Below are 17940 nucleotides of genomic sequence, written 5' to 3' on the forward strand. Positions count from 1 at the left end.
TTACAACTCTAGATACCTACTTTTTTTTTAATTCGGTTTTGTTTTATCATCTTGAGCCTTTCCTTCAGGGCACTACCACCTTTTGATATCAGGTAGGATACTTATCACTAGGAAGGTGGCGGCCAACATAACCGATAATCACTTTTGTTGTCTTTACTTCTGGGAAGAAGTGAATGCGCCAATTGAATTCTTTCAGTTTGACGTGTCGTTCAAACAGACGTTCCTCACCGTCAGGACAAAGAAAGGTTCGCTCTCTCCAATATTGGTTAAGGGTAGGTTCACTTTCTGGCGACTCCTCAAAGGGATAACCCTCTAGACTAAAATATCCCGCCTGCCAATTCTTAGCGCACTTATCAAGAACAGACAATACTTCTAAAACAAGTTCTAGCTTTTTTTCTCCTGTACGAAGTTTTTGCAACTGCTTATTGCCAGCATTACAAAATTGCAGACTAGGGAACAACTCATCTCTACGCTTCCAGAGTTCCATCCCGTTAAGCCTCTCTGATTGGAGACGGTTTTTAATCCAATCAGCGTGTTCTAGAACGTGGCTTTTTTGACGAGCATGAAGAAGCTCTACACTTTCTTCTATCAGGTTCCCATTGTCGTCAATTTGTATTAGTTCTAAATTGATGCGACTGCTATTCCACAGCGATTCTGAATTCAGACTAATTGCCAATGTTTCAAGGTAGTGAGCAACTTTAAACCCTTCTGCTGGGCTGCTCTGTAAACTCAACTCACAATCGGGATTTTCAACTTTTATTTTTATCTCTACATCGTCAATCTTCTCGAAGAAACGCTTAGTTGCAAGCGTTCTCAGAAAAGTCCGCTCTTCTCTATTCACTTCATTATCATTACGCCAACGAGGAAGAGGATAGTTTTCTGCAAGTACCATATCATGAAAATCTGTTTGAGTGCGAAGTCCCTTCAGTCCACAGCGTTGAGCTTCACGCCTCGTACTAATCAATTCTGACATCCATTGTCGTGCCGTAGAAATATCAGGAGCAAGAGTTCGCGCAGACAGTTCATTAAACACCATCTCCAAATCCATCGCTTATTCTCCTTCCACCGCAGGTTCCAACAAAATCTCCAAGCTGTTGTCCCACTCATCAAAAAAACCATCCGGCCATCGATCAATTCGTCCGTTGCGATCGATTTTTGGCGATATTACCTCAGTCACAGCTTGTCCTTCTTTATTTTGACGCTGGAAGTAATGCAACCGAACATCTTTCGGGTCAATTTTGCCCCCGTGAACCGCAAGGCGAATCCCGTTTAAAACATGATCGCTGTGAGTTTCTATAACAACTTGAGCGCCACCGCTAGCCGCCAAAGCTAATAATTGACCCATTTTAACTTGTCCTTTCGGATGGAGATGCGCTTCAGGATTTTCAATTAAAATGATTGTACCAGGTGTTGATGCAAGTGCCGCTACAATAATCGGTAAAGTGTAGCTAATTCCAAATCCCACATTAGTTGCACGGTAAGGATTGCTATCTCCATAGGAATATTGAAAACTCATCAAATCGACATCGGATTTGGCGTCTATTTTGAGGCGCGTACCCGGACTAATTTCTCCCATCCACGCCTCAACTTGGTCGATTAAATCCATTGATTTTGCAGTAGATTGCTCTTTTTCTCTTTGAGTCTTTAATTTTACCTCTGGATGACTGAGACTGCTATTGGGAATAACTTTCCGTCCATTAATAGCCAGAAAATGAGCCGCATATTCACCTTTGATACCTAATTGACCGAGCTGTCGTACTTGGTAATCTGACATTTCATTAAATGGCCGCGGTCCGATCCGTTCTGCCTGAAGGTAATGAAAATTATTGCCAAAAAGATTATATTTATACACTTCCGGCGTAACTTGTTCCATGCGAATGTTCAACACATCTACCTCTTGGTTATATTTGAAACACCATATCCCTTCGCTGTTGTTTTCCCAAACAATGTCAAAAGCAATTAAGTCCTCTTTTGCTCCCTCAAAAAGTGCGTCTCTAGCAGTACCCACATTCACTAAATCGCCATTAAGGGCCAACCCTTTTCCTGGCAGTAAACCCTGTTGGTAAGATTGTCGCAGCAGCAAGAACGATTGCATAACAGAAGATTTGCCAGTGCTGTTTAATCCGGAAAATAACGTGAGTTTTTTGAATTCCAATAACTGATTTGCAAAAGGTTTGAAGTTGACCAAGCGCAGCGAAGTAATCATGCCAGAACCTCCTGAATTATTTGTTCAATTATCCTAAATCTGTACTCGATTTTTTCCGCTGCCTGAGAGATAGAAGCCAGAAACTCTCGATCGCTATCTACATATTTTCTAAATTTTTCAATCAATTGCTCCTTGTGCTGCTTCAATATATTAAGTTGCTCGTCGCTAAGTAAACTGAGATTAACAGACCAAACTTCAAACAATGCTTTATTTATTGGAAACATTTTTGTTTGGTGTTGGGAGATTTTACGAAAGGCATTTTTCCCAAAAATTTGCCAGGCGGCAATCATAGCTTTTGTGAAATTATTTTCTATTACTTGTAATTCCTGTTCAGACATATTATTAACCTTAGATAATGCTTTACTTAAAAATAGATTTCTCTTTTCAGATTGAGAATTTTTATAAGATGTAAGCGTAAAGGCTAAAAAACCGAGTATAAATTCCCGATCGTCCATCCGCATTTTACGCAACTTACTCAGCTTAGTAACTTGCTGGAATTCATTAGATGTAGCAAGTTGAGCTAAAAACTTTGTTGCCTTACCGGGGTTGAGAGCATGGCGGAGCTCTTGGGGAGTCATTGGCAATCCCCCTGTATTAATCCGTTTAAAAATGTTATATTTAACTTCAGGAGGTGTACCTTTTTCAATCAAATAAACTGTCACCTGAGTTTCCTCTATTCGACGCTGGTATCTGCGTTCAATTTCATCATAAGTTTTACCTTCTAAATTGGTTAAGTATTCTAGTCCGCATAACCTCAGTGTTTTATCGCTCATAAATTGCTTGAGAGCAGATAGCCGTTGCAATCCATCCACAACTAACCATTTATCTTCATCAGTTGCATCTATATAAAAAGCTGGTAATGGAATCCGAATCAGGAGCGACTCAATCAGTCTACTTTTAGCGTCATCTTTCCAGATGTTTGCATGGCGCTGAAAGTCCGGTGCTAAGTCAAGAGCTTCCTCATTGATTCTTCTTAGAAGTTGCTCGATGGTTGGTTCTCTGGTGAAAATATTAATTTCATCAGGATCGTATATCAATTTGTCTGTTTGATAAGGTTCAGCATCGTTATCTTCTTCCTCTTGCATCAAAGTTAGTTCATCAAGCGTCGTATCTTCGTTAGATACTTGGTTGTAGGATTCAGGCTGAGCTACCATAGGGAATACTCCTTTGTATTAATATTTATTATGATTCGGTATTGTCCTATTAAAACTTGGATGACGCTCCTAGCAGATAAGAACATTCTCAAATATTATCGCACAAATTCTTTCTTGTAGAGACGCCACGAACCGCATCTCTACAAATAATCTCCTTACAATCGGCAAGTTTGCCGTGCCCTTTCATCCTCCGGTTCTTGCCACCCAAAAGCAAAATGACTCACCGCATTAATTTGCGGCGTCGCCGAGCGAATTGCCCGCATTTGAATCTCCAAAGACGGCCGATTTTTCAGAGGTTTTCCCCAATCTCCAGCAATGGCAGGAATAATTTTCGCTCCCGCAGGCGCTAAACTCACTGTTCGCTGCACCTGTGGCACAATGCAGCTTACATCGCCGCAATTTCCGTAAGACATGGCGTGGAATTCCATTGCAGCCGGAAATGTGTCCCAAGGCTGCAATCTCGAATCATATCCCCCTTGATTTATGGCTTGATTTGCAGTGGGAAAAAACACCGCTCCTACAGGAATTCCCATCCTTTGAGCTGGTTGAATTGCTATCCCCAAAAAATCTAAAATCCCTTGGACTGCGTGAGCAACGCTCAGTTTCCACAAATCTTTTTGCAGAATGCCGGTATCGGGAAGCGGCGGTGTCGGTTTTGGTGTGGCAGTTGCAGCGTTTGGCTTGTTAGCGGCGGGAGTTGTTGAGGCCGATCTTGATGCGGCATTCTCCCTTCTAGAAGGTGGAGTTGCTACTGACATCGCCTGCGGAATTCGCCCTTGCCAAAGAGGTTCTCGCTCAGTTGGATACTGTTTGACTACTGCTTGAACGTCATTAGGATTGATAAATCCCTTAGTCAAATATCGCTGAATTAAATCTCGCCCTTGCTGATTGTTAGCCCGCTGCAAAAGAACTTGCTGCGATGCTGGGCCGTAAATCCACAAGTCTTGAACTTTGGTAGCAACTGAAGCGGGTCCGATGCCCCGTAGATAGCGAATGTAGTCGAACAACATTCCTTGGGGCTTGCGCTTGACTATTTGATTTACTAACAAAGTATAGTCTTGCCGTGCTTGTGGGTTGTACGGATCGATAAAGGCTTGGTTGCCCGGAACTTCTCCGAAGTCCTCGTTAATTGCTGCCTCTTCACTTACTGTTAAACTTGTCTGATTTTTACCGTTGATAGCGAGGGTTTGCTGTCTGTCGGGACGCTGAGCATAGCTATAGCCAAAGTTCATGGTAAATAACCAGGCGTAAACTTTTAAACCTCGCTGTTTGCCTTTGGCGATCGCCTTTTCTAACAAGTCGTATTTCTCGTAACCGCGATTTCTCAAAACAGAAGGCCAAGCCGTAGGATTGTCTGCGACTGGTAGCAGCACTTGACCATCGTAAAACACTTCGACATAAACTTGGTTGTAGCCTTTATTCACAACTTTGTCTAATACTCGATCGAGTTCTCCGGGTCTGACATCGCAGGGATACAAACGCAGCCAAACTGCTTGGGTTTCGGGCCAAGTTTTTTGGCGGCATTCTGCTATTTCCCGCGCGTGTTTGTTCAAAACAGCAAAATATGCTTGCTGAGATTCCCGTTTTCCCGACAGCGCGGCGCGGCGCAAGTCTTCTTTTTGATTGACCTGTTCTTGGGATAATTGGCAGTAGGCTGATGTTTGGGCAAAAGCTGGTTGATTTCCGATAAACGGCCAAACAAGCTGGCTGATGAAGCTACTGGTTAAAACAGCAGTTACCGCACTTAAAAAGCGTCGCTGGTGTTGAAAATTCGCGATGCGAGTTGGTGCAATTTTCATGGGAGAATGGAATGGGGTTTTCTGGTTTAAATTGGGTGGCGATCGCATTTTTACGATCGCGCTCAACAAGCAGCTACAAATTTTCTACTTTTTTCGGTTGACTTAGTTATGGCACAAGTCGATCGCACAATGCAAATTCTATCTGGCGGCTATTTAAATTCAATAAGGGCGATCGGGCCAGATAAAACTCGGTGATTCCACCGCTGCTATGTTATACAAACTTTTCTCTACCTAAGTGTTGGCGCGCAGGCACGCGCCTTCGCGGACTCAAAAATAAAGGGGGTAAAAAGCCCGGATTTGATATCATATCCAGTTCGATTTTTCAGTATTTTTTCCCTAAATGCTGCATAAAAAAGCGCCTGGGTACAGTGGGCGCTAAAAGCAGTTGATCTTGCTAATAAAAGTTGTTAACACTCAAATATCAAGGACGAAGATGAATTGTTAAAATTTATCCTTGATCCTAAATTTTGAGATTAAGCTCCTCTGTTAAGAGCAGCTTCAATCTGCTGAAATTCTGACTCAAGACGCTTTTTCAATTTTTCAGGAACGGGACGGTTTGGATAGGAACTGTAATGTCCTGCCAAAGAGTTTAATGCCGTCCGCATTGTCGTGAAAGATGCCAGCTTGGTAAGAGCGGGATCGCGGCGGTATTCAGCAAAAAAATCGTTGATACTTGTGCGAGCCTTGGCTTGAGCCGCTGCTTTTTCCGGCGTGCCCTCTGGCAAAGTGAGCGCTGTTCTCAAGCTGTTCACTAATGCTAATGTGTCTTGGCCATAATCTCCACTCAGAGTGGCTGGAACATTGGTACAGCCCGCTACGCCGATGACAACAACTAATACCAGGGCTAACAGACGGGAAATGTAATGCTTCATAAAAAAATTCGGTAAGTGGGAAAATCAGTCACGAAGAGTGCTGAGAGGGAAACGACTCGGCGGTTGAAACCGGCGTGAATCTTTCCATTACCGCCTTGGGATTGCTAGATTCGGTGTACTTTTGTAGTGTACTTTCGATGGGACAATTACCATCTCAAACTTCGCAACCCTGTACGCATAATGTTCGCTCCTTTATGAGCCTCCCTTTCGGGGTAATGTTAGCTTCGACAAAGTTAACGGCCGGTACTATATCTAGGACACTGATTTAACCCAATAAGTCTGTTTAATCCTAAATTTCTAGAGCAAGGAACTAGCTTCGCATCCCTTGGTAGGTCTTTAAACTCTTACCGTTAACGTAGTACGCGAGGTACTTAGTCTGGTCAACTGTGGTTTAAGTCTTAGGCTAGAAGCCCACTGTCTTTAGACCTGGGTCGTTGACAAGGTTTAGAAAAATGGAAGCGAAAGCGGCAATCAAAATTAACCTTTATCCTATCTCGAATTGAGCTAATAATGCCACTTTCTACATTTTTTTGTTCTCATACCATGAAACCGAAAATTTGTCAATCTAAAATCTAAAATCTAAAATCTAAAATCGATTGATTTGTCCAGCAACGACGGAGAGAATTTGGGTTTGTCGCAGCCACTGAGCATCAAAAGCGCCTAGGTGAGTTGTAGTAATCAGAGTTTGAAATCGTTCTTGAATTGTTTCTAAAAGTTGATTTTGGCGGCTCAGATCGAGTTCTGCAAGTACGTCGTCGAGCAATAGTAAAGGCGCTTCGCCGACGACTTCTTCAATAAGCTGCAGTTCGGCTAATTTTAATGCTAATACCAGAGTTCGCTGCTGACCTTGGGATGCGTATTGACGAGCTGGGGTATTGTTAATTGTAAATGTAATGTCGTCGCGGTGGGGGCCGACTAAAGTGGTTCCTTGAAACTGTTCTGCGATCGCCCTTTTTTGAATTTTCTCTAAAAATGCTTGTCGCACTCCTTCGAGATTATCTTTAGCGATTAATTCCGCGCCTACTTCAATATTAGCATCGTATTTCACATCTAAAACTTCTCCTGAACCGCTAATTGAACGGTGCCAATTTCGAGCTAAAGGCATCAAACGCTCCAAAATTCGATCGCGCCTGCGGATGACGCGAGCGCCCGCTGTCGCCAACTGCGCGTCCCACAAAGCTAATTCCGAACTGGGAATTGGGAATTGGGAAGTGGGAATGGGGAATTGGGAATTGGGGATTGGGAAGTCTTCTGTATTTTCCGGTTCGGGACTTTCGGGTGCAATAAATCGCATTTTGTCAAAACCTTCGGAAAATTCCGCTTTCCTGATTTCTTTAGAACGTTTCAACAAAGCGTTTCGCTGGCGCAAAATTTGGTTGTACTGCTGCAAAATGTGAGCGTAAATCGGTTCTAACTGGATGACGAGCCGATCGATCCAATTGCGCCTTCCTTCGGGTCCGCCGCGCACTAAGTCCAAATCCAAACAAGAAAATTGCACTACATTTAAGACGCTCAAAAAGTCTAAATGGCGACGCAGCGGTTCACCGTTGATCTTCAGTGTTCGACGCGCCCCAGAGCGAAGAGTTAAAGCTAAGTCGATTGCTCCGGTTTGACGTTCGAGTGTAGCATCAATTTGCCCGATCGGCTTTGAGTCGAGTATTAAATCGCGATCGCGCCCTACCCGGTGGCTTTTTAAGGTAGAAAGCAACTCTACCGCTTCTAACAAGTTAGATTTTCCTTGCGCGTTATTTCCTACTAAAATGGTTTTGGGAGCGTCAAACGCTACCTTTTGATCGAAGTAGTTCCGAAACTGCCGTAGGTGCAGCGTTTTTAAATACATACTATTAGTAATTGGTAATTATTGGTAATACAGTCATCGTGGGGTGCACGACCGGGCGCACCTTACAGGTTGGCCACCGAGCGCTTTTACGAGTGCGATTTTCGCCGAGCGTTGCCCTCGCAATGACATTATAACGAAGTAATAAATGTTTTATTGTGACACAATCTCTTTAGTCTTCCTAGCGATGACTTTGGCAGTGAGCCAGGGGTTGAAACCCCTGGCGGATGTGAAGATAGAATATTGCCTGCGAGGGTGCTAGCTAATAATGAAACATCGCTAAGTCTTCGTCAGCCGTTAACACTATTTTCTAGCTTTGTAAAAGCGCAAAAACAGTTTTTCCATTTCAATCCAGACAAACATCAGAGCGCTGAAACCGAAGCAAACTAGCAACTCAAACCCCGTTAAATAATGAGTGCCGAAAAATGCTCTCAGCGGCGGAACGTAAATCAGCATCAATTGCAGAATAGTAGTCACAATTACAGCCGCCCACACAAAAACATTAGTGAAGGGATTTAACTCAATAGTTAGCTGAGTGTTAGATCGAATGGCGATCGCGTGACCCATTTGCGCCAAACAAAGAGTTGTAAACACCATTGTTTTCCAAGCATCTGGATCTCCGTGTCCGGGAGAGTGAGTATATCCGTAAGCCCAGGACATCATCGCGATCGTCAAAATTGCAAAAATAATCCCGATCCGAATCATGTAAGAACCCAAACCCCGCGCGAAAATACTTTCTCGCGGACTGAAAGGAGGCCTTTTCATCACGTTCGGTTCCCCGGGTTCCACAGCCAAGGCCAAAGCGGGAACGCCGTCTGTTACTAAGTTCATCCACAAAATTTGCAGCGGCGTCAGCGGCACTCCTCCCAAACCCATTAAAGGTGCGGCCGCAATTGTCAAAACTTCGCCGATGTTGCTGCCCAAAATGTATTTAATAAAACGGCGAATATTGCTATAAACCACTCGCCCTTCTTCAGCGGCGGCGACAATAGTTGCGAAATTGTCGTCGAGGAGCACCATATCGCTAGCTTCTTTGCTGACATCGGTGCCGGTAATCCCCATAGCGATGCCGATATCGGCTTGTTTCAAGGCGGGGGCGTCGTTAACTCCGTCGCCGGTCATCGCGACAAATTTGCCCCAACTTTGCAAAGCTTGGACTATTCGCAATTTGTGTTCGGGGGAAACGCGGGCGTAAACGCTAACCTGTTCGACTTGCTGTTTGAGTTCTTCTTGGCTGAGCTTTTCTAATTCTTGACCGGTGAGAACTCGATCGCCCTCTTTAGCAATACCTAAATCGTAGGCGATGGCTTTTGCTGTCAACTGGTGGTCTCCTGTAATCATCACCACCCGAATGCCTGCATTGCGGCACTTCACCACTGCTTCGCGCACTTCCGGGCGCGGGGCGTCGAGCATACTGACGAGTCCCAGCCAAATCATGTCTTGTTCGCTGGTTTCCTCAGAACCTTCGGGCGGCACGTTTTCCCACAGTTTGTACGCAAACCCCAGGACTCGCAAACCGCCGCTTGCCATGTTGTTGTTTTCGGCGAGGATGCGATCGCGCATTTCCTGATTTAAAGGTTGTACTCGATCGCCGACTATAATGCCTTTGCAGCGCTCCAAAGTCAACTCTGGAGAGCCTTTGGTCAGCATCAAATAATTCGGCTGCTGTCCTTCTGCTGCGGGAAATCCCGAATTTCCCGATCGGCCGGGCACTTCGCAAATCACGCTCATCCGCTTGCGTTCGGAAGAAAAAGGAAATTCCGCCGTCCGCGGCAGCAATTGAGACTGTTTATCCTTATAAATGCCTGCTTTTCCCGCTACACACAGCAGAGCTCCTTCTGTGGGGTCGCCTAAAATCTGCCATTCTTGCTGTTCTTGTTGCAATACTGCGTCGTTGCAAACTGCACAGGCAATTAATAAAGATTCGAGTTCTGGATATTCCTCTAAATTATTAATTTTGGCCGATGTCAGGCGATCGCTAAAATCTCCGATCGGGGCATAGCCATCGCCTGCGACGGCGACTGTGCAGTCGCCCGTAGACACTAGCTGAACTACCATTTTATTTTGAGTCAGAGTACCTGTTTTGTCAGAACAAATGGTAGTTACCGAGCCCAAAGTTTCTACCGCAGGTAGTTTGCGAATCAGGGCGTTTCGCTTCACCATCCGCCTAGTTCCGAGTGCTAGAGTGACTGTCACGACTGCTGCGAGTCCTTCGGGAACCACAGCCACAGCCATACTTAGAGAAACTTCTAACAAGTCTTCAAACCTGCTGGTATCGAACCCGATGCCGCCGTTTTGGAAGGTAATCATGCCGCCGATGACGACTATTGCGACTAAGGTTAGGGCACCGGAGACTAGAACATTTCCCAACTGGCTCATCCGCTGTTGCAGGGGAGTCGGTTCGTTTTCTACTGACTGAAGCATGGCGGCAATTTTGCCCAGTTCAGTTTGCATTCCTGTGTTGGTGACGATCGCCTTTGCTCGTCCCTGAACAACTTCTGTGCCCTGAAAAATCACGTTGAGTCGATCGCCCAAGGAAGCATCTTCGGGAAGTTCTAGATCAGCTTGCTTGGTGACTGCTAGAGCTTCCCCTGTTAAAGCTGATTCTCTGACTTGCAGATTTGATGTTTCGATCAAGCGTGCGTCTGCTGCTATTTTTACCCCAGCCTCCAACAGCATCACGTCTCCGGGTACGAGTTCCTTGGCTGCTATTTCCGAAGTTTTGCCGTCCCGCACGACTCTGACTAGGGGGGAAGCGAGGTTTTTGAGGGCTGCGAGGGCTTTTTCAGCACTTTGCTCTTGGAAATAGCCGAGAATGCCGTTGAGTATGACGATCGCAAAAATGGCGATCGCATCTTTGGGAAAAGTATTCGACCGAATGTCCAAAAAAGCCGAAATCACGGCCACACCCATCAGCATCAACAACATGATGTTGGTGAACTGATCGACAAAAATCGACCACGGACTGCGGCCTCCTGTTTCTTCGAGTTCGTTGGGGCCGTATTGCTGCAAGCGTTCTGACACCTGTTGGCTGCTCAAGCCAGCCTCTTTGTTGCTGCTTAGCTGCTGGAGAGTTTTGTCAATTGCTACGGTGTGCCAAGAAGAGGGAGAAGTTGAAGACATAAATTACGATCGCGCATGGGGAAATTAGGCGAATGAGGCCGGACAGCTACAGCCGATGGATGTGGCTGATTACAGCCAGAGACTTTTAAGTTTTGAGTTCTGAATCAAAAACTGTTTAACTTGGGACTCGTTTTGGGCGGTTCGATGCCGGGGAAGCAAAAAGCTTTTAACTTCACTGCGTCTGGTGGCTCGATCGCGCCGTTTGTATACCTACGGCTGATAGCACCTATCCACCTTACTACTAAAAATTAGCAATTCCTTCGGCTATTACACAGAAAAGAAGCTGAAAGCAAGAGTGATTTTATTACGGGGATGCAACCGTGCGCCGCAGGTTAAAACCTACCTTAAAAAAAACGTCATAAAACGCTTGTATCCGAACTCATCTATTTCGCATTGTTTAATGTTAAAAGAAAAATGGCGCTGCGGCGACAGGTATCGATCGCCTCTGTTGGTTTTCTCACCATCGACAATGCTCAGCTTGCCACACCCTTCCGTGCGACTAGCCTGTGGGAAGCAGAACATAGAACATATAGATGAAAGTTTTTTTTGCAACCGTTGCAGGACAAACAGTCGATGCTGGCTCTGGGGTCAAGTCCCATGACTCCCCAGAGCCAGCATCCCCGCGTTATGAAAGACCGGGCCCGGTCTTTCAACTTCCAACGGCTGAGTTTTGTCACTAAATGCTGATATTTCCGGCAAAAGCTGAGGCTGTGGCGATCGGGTTCACAATCTTTTGGATTTTGCCCACACCCAATTCTGCAGCCATCCTGACATGGGGCAGAATTTTTGCTTTTTTCCCTATTCCCCCAGCCTTCTTTTACGAAAACTTTAATTTACTTAATACTTCTTAACAATTCGGCTTTTCCAGAGAAAGCCAACAAAGGCGATCGGGCCACGGGACGGTTCCGGGCGGTTCTACCGCCACAGCAGGGCGATCGAAGCAAACTCTGCGTTTATTGGGACAACCCCGCATCTACCCGAGGAAGGAGATTTGCCCGCACTTGCCCTCCCGAGATTTACCTTCTTAGAGAGATAAGTTTCTGTAATAATTTGTAATAAACAAACGCAGGCGAGCATTGTATAAAGATTATCAGAGGGTTGAAACGACAGGCCAAAGTTAACAAAAACCCTGATTGACAAGGTTTGTCGCATCTCATAAAAGGTGTAAAATTTTCTAAGGTTTCTTAAACCTCCGTTGCAATGTAACAATAGTGCAGGTAGCGGAAAGGGAGAGATCGATGGGACCAGCAGAGTAGCTGGCATCAAATTTCAACCCTTGCAGGCACTCGTAGCCTGAACAAATTTAACTTAACGGTTTTATACCGCAACCAAACTCAATTAACTCAAATAGGAGAGTTCTTTCATGTTTGACGCATTTACAAAAGTGGTTTCCCAATCTGACGCTCGGGGCGAATTTCTAGCTCAGGGTCAACTAGATGCTCTCAGCGGCATGGTTTCCGACGCTAACAAGCGGATTGACGCAGTAAACCGCATCACCGGTAACGCATCCAGCATCGTAGCCAATGCAGCTCGCGCCCTGTTCGCCGAACAGCCGCAACTGATCGCTCCTGGTGGCAATGCCTACACCAACCGCCGCGCGGCAGCTTGCTTGCGCGATATGGAAATCATCTTGCGCTACGTCACCTATGCAACATTTGCAGGCGACGCCAGCGTTTTGGACGACCGCTGCTTGAACGGTCTGCGTGAAACATACCAAGCTCTGGGAGTTCCCGGTGGCTCAGTTGCAGCCGGCGTGCAAAAAATGAAGGAAGCAGCGATCGCGATCGCTAACGACCCCAACGGTGTTACCCGTGGTGATTGCAGCTCGCTGATGTCTGAAATCGGCAGCTACTTCGACCGCGCAGCTAATGCAGTCGGCTAAAAATAGCCAAGCGAACCTTTCTTGTAAAGAAGCGAGCATCGCATTTTTGCAAACAATCATTTTTGTACAAAAACAACACAACATTAGGGAGAAACCAGAACAATGAAAACCCCTTTGACTGAAGCAGTAACCGCAGCCGATTCTCAAGGCCGTTTCCTGAGCAGCACTGAACTGCAAGTCGCCTTCGGCCGTTTCCGCCAAGCAGCAGCAGGTTTGGAAGCAGCCAAAGCGTTGACCGCCAACTCTCAGCGCTTGATCGACGGTGCAGCTCAAGCTGTGTACAACAAATTCCCGTACACCCAACAAATGCAAGGCCCGAACTACGCTTCTACCCCAACAGGTAAAGCGAAGTGCTCTCGCGACATCGGCTACTACCTGCGGATGGTAACCTACTGCTTAGTTGCAGGCGGCACCGGTCCGATGGACGAGTACCTGATTGCAGGTGTTGACGAAATCAACCGGACATTTGAATTGTCTCCTAGCTGGTACGTTGAAGCTCTCAAGTACATCAAAGGCAACCACGGTCTGAGTGGCGACGCTGCAACTGAAGCGAATTCCTACATCGACTACGCAATCAACGCTCTAAGCTAGATTTGCGTGATGCCCGGAATTGTAAGCTGCTGTTAGCTTAAGTGTTAGCGGTTGTTTACAATTCCGGGCATCTGCGATCCAAGCCTAGTTTTGCAAATACTTTTTTAAGCAGTTTTCAATTTTTAAAGCAAAAAAGGAAGAAGCAAAGATGGCGGGATTAGGTGCAGCAGAACGTTTGGGAATAAAAGCATTTGAAGAAGCCGGACGGGTAGAACTGCGCCCCCACTGGACGCAAGAGGATGTGGAAGCAGTAATTCGCGCTGCTTACAGCCAAGTTTTCGGTAATGAGTATTTAATGTCGAGCGAACGACTTACCAGTGCTGAATCTCTGCTGCAGCAAGGGCAGATTTCAGTGAAAGATTTTGTGCGGTCAATTGCACATTCCGAAACCTATCGGAAAAAGTTTTTTTATCCGAACTCGCAAACGCGGTTAATCGAGCTTAACTACAAGCATTTGTTGGGCCGCGCTCCTTACGACGAGTCGGAAATTGCTTTCCACGTTGATTTGTACAATGCAGAAGGCTACGAAGCTGAAATTAATTCTTACATTGACTCGCTTGAGTATGAAGAAAATTTTGGCGAAAGTATAGTGCCTTACTATCGCGGTTTCGCGACTCAAAGAGGTCAAAAAACCGTCGGTTTTAACCGGATGTTTCAACTGTACCGGGGTTTTGCTTCTAGCGATCGATCGCAAAACCAAACCCAAGCGCGGCTGACTTGGGAAGTAGCGAGAAATATGGCTTCGCCGATATACACGGCCTCCACCGGAAAAGCCCTTGGGGGCACATCCGGCGGTTCTCGCGGCCAGCTCTACCGAGTCACCGCAATGCAAGGTTCGGCTAATTTTTCGCCCCAAGTGCGGCGGACTACTACCGAATATCTCGTGCCTTACGAGCAACTTTCGAGCCGCTTGCAGCAAATCAACAAACGTGGCGGCAAAGTGGTAAGTATTACCACAGCTTAAAGTTTGTGTATTGACGTTTTTTTGAAACGTCTTTAGCAAATTAGGACTAAGGCTAAAAAATTCTTCAATTTTATGTGTATAGGTAAGGTGTGCAGTGCACACCCTACTTTGAGGCATATTATCCTTAGTCCTAAAAATTTCAAGTGCAACCAAGCATTAAACTTTTGTCATTAATAATTTAGGAGGAAATCTGGTGGCGATTACAACAGCAGCGTCCAGACTGGGAACATCCGCATTGAGCGATGCGCCGAAGGTAGAATTGCGCCCGAACTACAGCAAAGACGACGTTGAAACTGTGATTCGTGCGGTTTACCGTCAGGTGCTGGGCAACGACTATTTAATGAAATCCGATCGACTTACAAGTTCCGAGTCTTTGCTGCGCGACGGCAGTTTGACGGTACGAGAATTTGTACGCGCTGTAGCTAAGTCAGAACTGTACAAAACCAAGTTTTTCTACAACAGCTTCCAAACTCGGACGATCGAACTAAACTACAAACACTTGCTCGGTCGGGCTCCCTACGACGAATCTGAAGTAGTTGAGCACTTAGATTTGTACCAAACACAAGGCTACGACGCTGATATTGATTCTTACATCGATTCAGTAGAGTATCAAGAAAACTTCGGCGACAGTATCGTGCCTTACTACCGCGGTTTTAACACCCAGCGTGGTCAAAAAACCGTTGGTTTTACCCGGATGTTTCGCCTGTATCGCGGCTATGCAAACAGCGATACATCTCAACTAGAAGGCAATAACTCTCGCTTAGCTGTCGAACTCGGCACTAACACCGCTACGCCTGTAGTCGGTCCCTCCGGCGGTAACGAAGGTTGGGCATATCGGCCTTCTGCTAAAAACGTAACTCCCAGCAGCACTTTCGGCGGCGCTGCAGCTTACGGCAAAGAAGGGCGGCTGTTGCGCGTGGAAGTTTCCGGCATTCGCACGGGCGGCTATCCTAGCGTGCGCCGCAGCAGCAAGGCTTTCATCGTACCTGTTGAGGATTTGTCCTCGCAACTGCAGAAATTTCAACGCCTGGGCGCGAAAATCGCCAGCATTACTCCAATTTAGTCAGTTGGCAGTTGGCAGTTGGCAGTTACTAGCTTTTAGTCAACAGTCAACAGTCAACAGTCAACAGTCAACAGTCAACAGTCAGAATTACCAATTACCAAGAAGCTTATGTTGGGTCAATTTGTAGCTGGAATAAGTGGCAATACAACTTCGGCTGGTCGCTGCTTTCGGTATGAAGTTGTCGGTTTGCGCCAAAGCGATGAAACAAATAATGTGGATTATTCGATTCGATCGAGCGCGAGTACATTTATCAACGTGCCTTACAATCGGATGAATCAAGAAATGCAGCGGATTACTCGCATGGGCGGGAAAATTGTCAGCATTCATCCTTTAAACGCGGGTGCAGAATCATCCCATCAGTCATCCCATGAATCATCCCATGAATCATCCCATGAGTCATCTGGTGATCACCAATAGTTTGGTGGGAGGGGCGATGAAAATCGCTTCTTGTCAAGCTAGAAGGGGCGATGAAAATCGCTCCTGCACAAGCTAGAAGGGGCGATGAAAATCGCTTCTTGTCAAACCAAGTCCGCCTGCGCGGAATAAGAGTTAATGCAACCCGCGCAGGCGGGTTTTGTCTGTTTAGCAGCGATTTCAATCGCCGAATAACTAATAACTAATAACTAATAACTAATGACTATGGATTATTACGAATCCGACTCACCGCCGGCGGGTGTAGCTGAGGACGAGTCTTTAACTGTTGAACAGGCGATCGCAAATTTGCACTCCCAAGATTACAGTCTCCGGTATTATGCTGCTTGGTGGGTTGGCAGATTTCGAGTCAAGGAACCGGCAGCTATTGCAGCTTTAATTGCCGCATTGGAAGAAGAGTCAGAACAAACAAAAATCGGCGACTATTCCCTATTACGAAATGCGGCGCGGGCTCTGGGTAAATTGGGTGACAAACAAGCCTTACCGGCCCTGATTCGTTGTTTGGAATGCGCTGATTATTACGTGCGAGAAGCGGCGGCTCAAGCTCTAGAAATGCTGGGCGAGATCGATTCTATTGGGCCGCTAATGAAGCTATTGGATGGGGGCGTAGCTGTGGCCGTGCGAGTGCCAGGAAAATCGCACCTCGTGCAACCTTACGACTCGGTAATTGAAGCTTTGGGAACGCTGAAAGCCACAGAAGCAATACCCCTAATTTCACCTTTTTTAGAACATTCTGTGGAGCGGGTGCAGTACGCTGCGGCGCGGGCGATGTATCAGTTAACTGGTGAGCGGGTTTACGGAGAGCGGTTGGTAAGTGCTTTGAATGGGGATAATTTGCAGTTGAGGCGCTCGGCTTTGATGGACTTGGGGGCGATCGGCTATTTGCCGGGAGCGCAAGCTATTTCTGAAACTTTAGCAGAAAATAGCCTGAAATTGATTGCGCTCAAAGGAGTTTTGGAGCATCACCTCAATCAACAAGAATCTCTATCTTTGTCAGATGAAGCTATCCAAGTTATGAACTTAATGGATAGTTTACTTTAAAAAATTAGTTGACAACTAAAATAGGATTGCTGTAGAGATTCTCAATTGTCGGCCGTATATTGAGGACACAGCAGTGCTGTTCCCCTACCGCATATCTGTATTTTAGGCAGGACACAGCAGTGCTGTTTCCCTACTCATTTTGATGAGAATGTTGGTGGGTGAGGTGGCAAAAAGTTCGATCGCGCGATCGACCCAACCTACAATTACCAAGAAACTGGGTTGAAAGCCCCGTCCTTATAGGACGGCTTTAATTTCTACAGTTTGTAAATAATTGTGAAATACACACATTTCGCAGGTGAAAGTGTTTGCAAGGATGATAAACTATTCCCATGATAGTATTAGAGTTTAAATTAAAAGGCAAAGCGGAGCAATATCGGATCATCGACGAGATGATCAGAACAGCTCAATTTGTTCGCAACAAAACTCTTAGATACTGGACAGAAAATCAAGGAATTAAGCTGGTCGATCTGTACAAGCAATGCGCCGTAATGGCAAAAGAGTTTGAATGGGCAGGCAAACTTAACTCAACGGCACGTCAAGCTTCGGCGGAGCGGGCCATTTTTGCTATCCAACGTTTTTTCGCTAATTGCAAGGCTAAAAAACCAGGAAAAAAGGGCTATCCGCAGTTCAAAAAATATACTCGCTCACTTGAATACAAGCAATCAGGTTGGGCGCTTTCTGTGGACAAAAGATGCCTAACATTTAAGGACGGCTTTGCTGCTGGAAAGTTCACATTAATCGGTAGCCGGGACTTGCATTTCTACGCGCCCGATGAGATTAAGCGAATCAGGATTGTGCGTCGTGCTGACGGATACTACGCCCAATTTTGCATCAACGTTGAACGCAAAGAGGAAATTGTTCCGACTGGTAAGACTATTGGTTTAGACGTGGGATTGAACGTGCGATTCGTTGGCTAGAAACCAATCTTAATAAAAAAAAGATTAGGGGGATTAGCCGCAGGGTAATGAACCTTGAT

At 45.9% G+C, this 17940-nt stretch carries 13 protein-coding genes and 1 pseudogene; 7 read left to right on the top strand and 7 right to left on the bottom strand.

All coding sequences use genetic code 11. The annotated features are described in order from the left end of the window. Nucleotides 1–88: 88 nt before the first annotated feature. From QUA47_RS26590 to QUA47_RS26620, 7 genes are all read right to left on the bottom strand, one after another. The gene (locus tag QUA47_RS26590) at nt 89–1048 is read right to left on the bottom strand and encodes a hypothetical protein (RefSeq protein ID WP_333432969.1); all 960 of its coding nucleotides are present in this window, start codon (nt 1046–1048) and stop codon (nt 89–91) included. A 3-nt stretch (nt 1049–1051) separates the two neighbouring features. After that, nucleotides 1052–2206, bottom strand: coding sequence for a DUF3696 domain-containing protein (locus tag QUA47_RS26595; RefSeq protein WP_333432970.1), 1155 nt, complete (start codon nt 2204–2206; stop codon nt 1052–1054). Further along, the gene (locus QUA47_RS26600; protein ID WP_333432971.1) at nt 2203–3360 is read right to left on the bottom strand and encodes a DUF262 domain-containing protein; all 1158 of its coding nucleotides are present in this window, start codon (nt 3358–3360) and stop codon (nt 2203–2205) included. Before QUA47_RS26600 ends, QUA47_RS26595 begins: the two co-directional genes overlap by 4 nt. Before the next feature lie 155 nt (nt 3361–3515). After that, on the bottom strand, nt 3516–5159 hold the full coding sequence (locus tag QUA47_RS26605; protein WP_333219677.1) for a family 10 glycosylhydrolase: 1644 nt from the start codon (nt 5157–5159) through the stop codon (nt 3516–3518). A 473-nt stretch (nt 5160–5632) separates the two neighbouring features. Then, nucleotides 5633–6031 (bottom strand): photosystem II protein Psb27, encoded by a 399-nt coding sequence (gene psb27, locus QUA47_RS26610; RefSeq protein WP_333178376.1) that lies wholly within the window; start codon nt 6029–6031, stop codon nt 5633–5635. Nucleotides 6032–6617: 586 nt separating this feature from the next. Then, nucleotides 6618–7871, bottom strand: coding sequence for a DNA replication/repair protein RecF (locus QUA47_RS26615; RefSeq protein ID WP_333432972.1), 1254 nt, complete (start codon nt 7869–7871; stop codon nt 6618–6620). Nucleotides 7872–8171: 300 nt separating this feature from the next. Beyond that, nucleotides 8172–10991 (bottom strand): cation-transporting P-type ATPase, encoded by a 2820-nt coding sequence (locus QUA47_RS26620; protein ID WP_333432973.1) that lies wholly within the window; start codon nt 10989–10991, stop codon nt 8172–8174. A 1363-nt stretch (nt 10992–12354) separates the two neighbouring features. On the opposite strand from QUA47_RS26620, the gene QUA47_RS26625 reads away from it, so the two are divergent. The 7 genes and pseudogenes from QUA47_RS26625 to QUA47_RS26655 form a co-directional block, all read left to right on the top strand. Beyond that, nucleotides 12355–12873 (top strand): phycocyanin subunit beta, encoded by a 519-nt coding sequence (locus tag QUA47_RS26625; protein WP_006631257.1) that lies wholly within the window; start codon nt 12355–12357, stop codon nt 12871–12873. A gap of 102 nt (nt 12874–12975) precedes the next feature. Then, a complete protein-coding gene (cpcA, locus tag QUA47_RS26630) occupies nt 12976–13464 on the top strand; it encodes a phycocyanin subunit alpha (protein WP_006631256.1) in 489 nt (162 codons plus the stop codon). Between the two features lie 148 nt (nt 13465–13612). Beyond that, on the top strand, nt 13613–14428 hold the full coding sequence (locus QUA47_RS26635; protein ID WP_333432974.1) for a phycobilisome linker polypeptide: 816 nt from the start codon (nt 13613–13615) through the stop codon (nt 14426–14428). Nucleotides 14429–14621: 193 nt separating this feature from the next. After that, on the top strand, nt 14622–15491 hold the full coding sequence (locus tag QUA47_RS26640) for a phycobilisome linker polypeptide (RefSeq protein ID WP_333432975.1): 870 nt from the start codon (nt 14622–14624) through the stop codon (nt 15489–15491). 108 nt (nt 15492–15599) lie between these two features. Then, nucleotides 15600–15908, top strand: a complete 309-nt coding sequence (locus QUA47_RS26645) for a phycobilisome linker polypeptide (protein WP_333284694.1) — start codon at nt 15600–15602, stop codon at nt 15906–15908. A gap of 216 nt (nt 15909–16124) precedes the next feature. Further along, nucleotides 16125–16964, top strand: coding sequence for a HEAT repeat domain-containing protein (locus tag QUA47_RS26650; protein WP_333432976.1), 840 nt, complete (start codon nt 16125–16127; stop codon nt 16962–16964). 389 nt (nt 16965–17353) lie between these two features. Further along, nucleotides 17354–17863: pseudogene (locus QUA47_RS26655) on the top strand (RNA-guided endonuclease InsQ/TnpB family protein); the annotation flags it as partial. Nucleotides 17864–17940: the final 77 nt, after the last annotated feature.

It is taken from the genome of Microcoleus sp. MON2_D5, assembly GCF_036701905.1.
Taxonomy (GTDB): Bacteria; Cyanobacteriota; Cyanobacteriia; order Cyanobacteriales; family Microcoleaceae; genus Microcoleus.